This window comes from Variovorax sp. 20P10.2.4 (genome assembly GCF_058244205.1).
Genome location: NZ_JBZAYE010000433.1, coordinates 1 through 6,324 on the forward strand (window position 1 = coordinate 1; position 6,324 = coordinate 6,324).

Sequence of the window (6,324 nt, forward strand, 5' to 3'; positions counted from 1 at the left end):
CGCCCGCGCGGCCGATGCCGGTCTGAACCGCTTCGCCCCCATGGCCTTCGGACGCACCTCGCTCGGCAGCAGCTCCGCCGGCGGTGGCCGTGCCACCGGTGCCGGCGGCCAGCGGCCGCTGTCCGACATCAACGTCACGCCGCTGGTCGACGTGATGCTGGTGCTGCTGGTGATCTTCATCATCACGGCGCCGCTGATGGCCAGCTCGATCAAGCTCGACCTGCCGCAGACCGATGCCGGCCAGCCCAACGACACGCCGAAGTTCGTGAGCCTGTCGGTCGACCCGGCGGGCAAGGCCTTCCTCAACGACCAGCCCGTGACCGACGAGGAACTTGCGACCCGCCTCGAGAAGGCCGCCGCCGACAGCAAGGACACCGAGGTCCAGCTGCGCGCCGACCAGACCGTGCCCTACGGCCGCGTGGTGGCCCTGATGGGCATCGCCAACAAGGCGGGCCTGAGCCGCATCGGCTTCGTCACCGAGGCGCCGCCGCCGACGACGCCGCGCTGAAGCCGGCCGGCGCCGGGCTCAGCCCAGAACCACCGGCTTGGTCTGCCAGATGTCGTGCGCGTACTGGGCGATCGTGCGGTCCGACGAGAAGGCGCCCATGCCCGCCACGTTGAGGATCGCGGTGCGCGTCCAGGCATCGGCGTCGCGGTAGAGCGCATCGACCTCGGCCTGCTTCGCGACGTAGCTCGCGTAGTCGGCCAGCAGCAGGTAGTGGTCGCCCCAGTTCACGAGCGCGTCGTAGATGCCCTGGTAGCGCGCCGGTTCGGCCGGCGAGAAGGCGCCGTCGCGGATCGCGTCGAGCACGCGCCGCAGCTCCTCGTTCCCGTCGTAGATGTCGCGCGGCTGGTAGCCGCGCGCGCGGATCTCGGCCACCTCGGGCGTGGTGTTGCCGAAGATGAAGATGTTCTCGGGCCCGACGTTCTCGCGCATCTCGACGTTGGCGCCGTCGAGCGTGCCGATGGTCAGCGCGCCGTTGAGCGCGAACTTCATGTTGCCGGTGCCCGAGGCCTCGGTGCCGGCGGTGGAGATCTGCTCCGACAGGTCGGCCGCCGGCATGATGATCTCGGCCAGGCTCACGCTGTAGTTCGGCAGGAACACCACCTTCAGCAGCTTGCCCACGCGCGCGTCGGCGTTGATGGTGGCGGCCACGTCGTTGATGAGGCGGATCACCTGCTTGGCCATCACGTAGGCCGAGGCCGCCTTGCCCGCGAACACCACCACGCGCGGCACGATGTCGACGCTGCCGCCCGCGGCCTGGGCGTCGAGGATGCGGTGGTAGCGCGCGATCACGTGCAGCACGTTGAGCAACTGGCGCTTGTACTCGTGGATGCGCTTGACCTGCACGTCGAACATCGCGTCGGTGTCGACCACGATGTTCATGTGCTGCTCGATCCAGTTGGCCAGCCGCAGCTTGTTCTCGCGCTTGGCGTGGCGGAAGGCGCGCACGAAGGGCGGCTGCGCCGCCATCGGCCGCAGCGCCTCGAGCTGCGAGAGGTCGCGCCGCCAGCCCTTGCCCAGCCGCTGGTCGAGCAGCGCGGCCAGCGGCGGGTTGGCCTGCGCGAGCCAGCGCCGCGGCGTGACGCCGTTGGTCTTGTTGTTGAAGCGCTCGGGAAAGATCTTCGCGAAGTCCGCGAAGATCGACTGCTTCATCAGCTCCGAGTGCAGTCCCGACACGCCGTTGATCGAGTGGCTCGCGAGCACCGCCACGTAGGCCATGCGCACGCGGCGCTCGCCGGCCTCGTCGACCAGCGAGAGGCGGCGCATCAGCTCGACGTCGTTGCCGTGCGTCTGCGTCACGGTGGCGAGGAAGCGCGCGTTGATGTCGTAGATGATCTGCAGGTGGCGCGGCAGGATGCGCCCGAGCATCTCGACCGGCCAGGTCTCGAGCGCCTCGTGCATCAGCGTGTGGTTGGTGTAGCTGAACACCTTCTGCGTGTGGGCCCAGGCCGTGTCCCAGGGCAGGCCGTGCTCGTCGAGCAGCAGGCGCATCAGCTCGGGCACCGCGAGCACCGGGTGGGTGTCGTTGAGGTGGATGCTGACCTTCTCCGAGAGCCGGTCGAAGCTGGTGTGGTTGCGCAGGTAGCGCCGCAGCAGATCCTGCACGCTGGCGCTGCAGAAGAAGTACTCCTGGTGCAGCCGCAGCTCGCGGCCCGAGGGCGTGGAGTCGTCGGGGTAGAGCACGCGCGAGACGTTCTCCGAGTGGTTCTTGCTCTCCACCGCCGCCATGTAGTTGCCGCGGTTGAAGGCCGAGAGGTCGATCTCCTCGGTGGCGCGCGCCGACCACAGGCGCAGCGTGTTGGTGGCCTGCGTGCCGTAGCCGGGAATGATGGTGTCGTAGGCCACGGCGCGCACGTCGTGGGTGTCGACCCAGTCGGCCGCGCCGTAGGGCGCGTTGGTGCCCTCGCGCTTCTGTACGCGGCCGCCGAAGCGCACGCGGTAGTTGACCTCGGGCCGCTTGAATTCCCAGGGGTTGCCGCGCGTGAGCCAGTAGTCGGGCGTCTCCACCTGCTGGCCGTCGACGATGCGCTGGCGGAACATGCCGTACTCGTAGCGGATGCCGTAGCCCATGCCCGGCACGCCGAGCGTGGCCATCGAGTCGAGGAAGCAGGCCGCGAGCCGGCCGAGGCCGCCATTGCCCAGCGCCGCGTCGGGCTCGCGCTCGGACAGCGCCTCCATGTCGACGCCGAAGTCGGCCAGCGCGTCGCGCACGGTGGCGTGGAGGTCGACCGCGAGCAGCGCGTTGGTGAAGGTGCGCCCGATCAGGAATTCCATCGACAGGTAGTACACGCGCTTGAGGTCCTGCGCGTAGTTGGCGCGCGTGGTCGCCATCCAGCGCTCCACCAGCTGGTCGCGCACCGCGAGCGCGGTGGCGTAGAGCCAGTCGTCCTGGCTCGCGGCCACGGGGTCCTTGCCGACCGCGTAGATCAGCTTGTTGGCCACGGCGCGCTTGAAGGCCGCGACATCGCGGTCGGGATGGTCGTAGGCGAAGTCTTCGATCGTCATGGTGGGTGTGTCTTGTGTCTGCGGGTTGAACGGATGCCCTGCGCCTTCTTCAGTGGGGCAGGGGCGTCGGTGCCTGGGCCGCGGCCAGCGCCTGACGGTACACGGCCACGTACTGCGCGGCCGCGGTGGCCCAGTCGGCGGGGCGCCGCATCGCGTGGCCGCGCACGCGCCGCCAGTCGGGCGCGCGCTGATACAGCGCGAAGGCGCGGCGCACCGCGCGATCGTAGTCCGCCGAGTCGAAACGGTCGAACACGAAGCCGGTGGCCTCGCCGCCGGCCATGTCCTCGAGCGTGCTGTCGACCACCGTGTCGGCCAGCCCGCCGACGCGGCGCACCAGCGGCAGGCTGCCGTATTTGAGGCCGTACATCTGCGTCAGGCCGCAGGGCTCGAACAGCGAGGGCACGAGGGTCACGTCGCCCGCGCCGAAGAGCTGGTGCGCGAGCGTCTCGTTGTAGCCGATGGTGACGCTGACCGCGTCGGGCGCGGCGGCCGCGCGCTGGCGGAAGGCGTCTTCGAGCCAGGCTTCGCCGCTGCCCAGCAGCGCGAGCTGGCCGCCCTGCGCGAGCAGCGCGTCGAGGCCCTGCAGCACCAGGCGCAGCCCCTTCTGCTCGGTGAGCCGGCTCACGAGGATGAAGAGCGGCGCATCGGGCCGCGCGGCCAGCCCGAGCTGGTGCTGCAGCACGGACTTGCAGCGCGCCTTGCCCGCCATGTGGCGGCCCTCGGGCGTCTGGTAGCCCTGCACCAGCGCCGGATCGGCGGCCGGGTTCCAGACCTGGTCGTCGACCGCGTTGAGGATGCCGTCGAGCACGCCGCCGCGCTGGCGCAGCAGGCCGTCGAGGCCGCAACCCTGGTCGGGCGTCTGGATCTCGCGCGCGTAGGTCGGGCTCACGGTGGTGAGCCGGTCGGCATAGGCGAGCCCGCCCTTCATGAACGAGAGCTGGCCGTGGTATTCGAGCCCGTTCATCTGGAAGGCCGGTGCCGGCAGGCCGAGCTCGGGGAAGTGCCAGGGCGCGAACAGGCCCTGGTAGGCGAGGTTGTGGACCGTGAAGACGCTGCCCACGCGCGGCCCGTCGGCGCCGCGCGCGAAGGCCATGTAGGCCGGCGCGAGGCCCGCGTGCCAGTCGTGCGCATGGACCACCTCGGGCAGCCAGGCCGGATCGAGCCCCTGCGCGAGCTGCGCCGCGGCCCAGCCCAGCAGCGCGAAGCGCCGGTGGTTGTCGCCGTAGGGCTGGCGGTCGGCGTCTTCGTAGGGATTGCCGGGCCGGTCGAACAGCGCGGGCGCATCGACCACGTAGGCCGGGATCGGCGGCGCGCCGTCGATCTCGATGCGTCCCTGCAGCAGCCCGAAGCGCTCGCCCCAGGGCGCCGCGAAGGCGGCGACCGGTGCGAGCCCGCGCACGCCCGCCACGATGGCCGGGAAGCCCGGCAGCAGCACGCGCGCGTCCTGGCCCGCGGCCATCAGCGCGAGCGGCAGCGCGCCGGCGACGTCGGCCAGGCCACCGGTCTTGAGCAGGGGAAAGAGTTCGGCGCTGACCTGGAGGACTCTCATCGGCGGCATCAGGCGGCGGGCGCCGCGGAGCGCTCCGCCAGCCGCTTGAGCATTTCGCGCGTGACCAGCACCACGCCCGTTTCCGTGCGCTCGAAGCGCGCGGCATCGGCCTCGGCGTCCTCGCCGATCACCATCTCGTCGGGGATCACGCAGGCGCGGTCGATCACCACGCGGCTGAGCCGGCAGCCGCGCCCGACCTCCACGTCGGGCAGCAGCACCGCTTCGTGGACGGTGCAGAACGAGTGGATGCGCACGCCCGAGAACAGCACCGAGCTGCTGACCTGCGAGCCCGAGACGATGCAGCCGCCCGAGACGATGGTGTTGACCGTCATGCCGTGGCGGCCGTCGCGGTCGAGCACGAACTTGGCCGGAGGCAGCTGCCGCTGGTAGGTCCAGATGGGCCAGTCGGTGTCATAGATGTCCAGCTCCGGGGTGATCGACGCGAGGTCGAGGTTCGCCGCCCAGAATGCATCAATCGTGCCCACGTCGCGCCAGTAGGCCTTGGCGCCCGGCCCGCGCGAGGCCCGCGTGACGCAGGACATGCCGAAGGGATGCGCGAGCGCCCGGCCCTCGGCCACCGCGCGCGGGATGATGTCCTTGCCGAAGTCGTGGCTGGAGTTCGGGTCGCGGCTGTCTTCCTCGAGCAGCTTGTAGAGGTAGGCCGAATCGAACACGTAGATGCCCATGCTGGCCAACGCCACGTCGGGGTGGCCGGGCATCGCGGGCGGGTCGGCCGGCTTCTCGAGGAAGCTGGTGATGCGGCGGCTGTCGTCGATCGCCATCACGCCGAAGGCCGTGGCCTCCATGCGCGGCACCTCGATGCAGCCCACGGTGCAGCCGGCGCCGCTCTCGGCATGGTCCTTGACCATGATCGAGTAGTCCATCTTGTAGATGTGGTCGCCCGCGAGCACCACCACGTAGTCGTGCGGCGTGGAGCGGGTCTGGATGATGTCCAGGTTCTGGTAGACCGCGTCGGCCGTGCCGCGGTACCAGTGCTCGTCGCCCATGCGCTGCTGCGCGGGCAGCACGTCGACCATCTCGTTGAGCTCGGCGCGCAGGAAGCTCCAGCCGCGCTGCAGGTGGCGCATCAGCGAATGCGACTTGTACTGCGTGACCACCGCCATGCGCCGGATGCCCGAGTTGAGGCAGTTGGAGAGCGCGAAATCGATGATGCGGAACTTGCCGCCGAAATACACGGCCGGCTTGGCGCGCCGGTCGGTCAGCTGCTTGAGCCGGGAGCCGCGTCCGCCGGCCAGTACCAGCGCGATGGTGCGGCGCACGAGCTGGTGCGATTGCAGCGGCGTGCCGGGGGCGGCCGCGGGTGTCTTGTGATCCATCCTGTGTCTCCGTTCGTTCGTTCGTGTGTCGTCAGAGTTTCTGTGTGTGCCTGTGCCCGCTCGGGCCCTTGCACACTAGCACCGCCGCGCGGCGCAGGCTCCTACGTTCTTGCAATCCAGAGGCTCGAGGGCGGTATCGCGACCTCGGCAACGTTCACGGCCGAGGGCTCGGGGCCCGGGTCGATGGCGGGGTCGCTGGCGAGGACGCAGTGCCAAGCGCCGGGCGGCAGGCGGAACGGCTGCGCCTGCGCGCCCGCGTTCACGAGCAGCAGCCAGGCCGGCGCTGCCTTCGGTGTCGCTGGGGTGGTGGTCGATGTCGGTGTCTCCTTGGCGGTGCCTGCCTCCAGGCTGCCGAACAGGATTGCAAGGGCCGTGCCGCCTTCCCAGTCCGGCGGCTGCATCGGTGTGCCGTCGGGCCGCAGCCAGCG

The 6,324-nt window shown here is 70.4% G+C and carries 4 protein-coding genes and 1 pseudogene; 1 reads left to right on the forward strand and 4 read right to left on the reverse strand.

Annotated features, from left to right (window positions below):
• Positions 1 to 40 precede the first annotated feature (40 nt).
• Positions 41 to 508, forward strand: a complete 468-nt coding sequence (locus tag AC27VN_RS29370; RefSeq protein ID WP_296775226.1) for an ExbD/TolR family protein — start codon at positions 41 to 43, stop codon at positions 506 to 508.
• An 18-nt stretch (positions 509 to 526) separates the two neighbouring features.
• Here AC27VN_RS29370 and AC27VN_RS29375 read toward each other — a convergent pair whose 3' ends face one another.
• The 4 genes and pseudogenes from AC27VN_RS29375 to AC27VN_RS29390 all read right to left on the reverse strand — a co-directional run.
• Positions 527 to 3,010 carry a glycogen/starch/alpha-glucan phosphorylase gene (locus AC27VN_RS29375; RefSeq protein WP_093350509.1) on the reverse strand — a complete coding sequence of 828 codons (2,484 nt, stop codon included), beginning with the start codon at positions 3,008 to 3,010 and terminating at the stop codon, positions 527 to 529.
• Between the two features lie 49 nt (positions 3,011 to 3,059).
• The gene (glgA, locus tag AC27VN_RS29380) at positions 3,060 to 4,559 is read right to left on the reverse strand and encodes a glycogen synthase GlgA (RefSeq protein WP_490878826.1); all 1,500 of its coding nucleotides are present in this window, start codon (positions 4,557 to 4,559) and stop codon (positions 3,060 to 3,062) included.
• An 8-nt stretch (positions 4,560 to 4,567) separates the two neighbouring features.
• The gene (gene glgC / locus AC27VN_RS29385; RefSeq protein WP_093350512.1) at positions 4,568 to 5,896 is read right to left on the reverse strand and encodes a glucose-1-phosphate adenylyltransferase; all 1,329 of its coding nucleotides are present in this window, start codon (positions 5,894 to 5,896) and stop codon (positions 4,568 to 4,570) included.
• Between the two features lie 101 nt (positions 5,897 to 5,997).
• Positions 5,998 to 6,324, reverse strand: a pseudogene (locus tag AC27VN_RS29390) (glycogen debranching protein GlgX); the annotation flags it as partial.